The organism is Vibrio sp. 10N.261.52.C2 (assembly GCF_041471425.1).
Taxonomy (GTDB): domain Bacteria; phylum Pseudomonadota; class Gammaproteobacteria; order Enterobacterales; family Vibrionaceae; genus Vibrio; species Vibrio crassostreae_C.
The window spans coordinates 1-296 of sequence record NZ_JBFROH010000118.1 but is presented as its reverse complement, the minus strand read 5'-3'; the positions used below and the strand labels follow the sequence as shown (position 1 = coordinate 296).

Genomic DNA, 296 nt, shown 5'->3' with positions numbered 1-296 from the left:
TAGAGAACAAATAGTGAATCTATTAGATTTATTATGGCTACTTAGCTCAGTTGGTTAGAGCACATCACTCATAATGATGGGGTCGCAGGTTCAAATCCCGCAGTAGCCACCACTTATACAACGTCTTATTGAAGCACCAATATTCGATATGACTATAAAGATTTGCTGCGGTCGTGGCGGAATTGGTAGACGCACCAGATTTAGGTTCTGGCGCCGAGAGGTGTGAGAGTTCAAGTCTCTCCGACCGCACCATTATTTAGAATGTGTTTCTTTCATTAGATGACCATTCATTGTTG

2 tRNA genes are annotated in these 296 nt (G+C 42.2%); both read left to right on the top strand.

The features are described from left to right. The first annotated feature begins 35 nt into the window (after positions 1-35). Positions 36-112, top strand: a tRNA-Met gene (locus tag AB4307_RS22005). A 55-nt stretch (positions 113-167) separates the two neighbouring features. Then, a tRNA-Leu gene (locus AB4307_RS22000) sits at positions 168-252 on the top strand. The last annotated feature ends 44 nt before the right edge of the window (positions 253-296 follow it).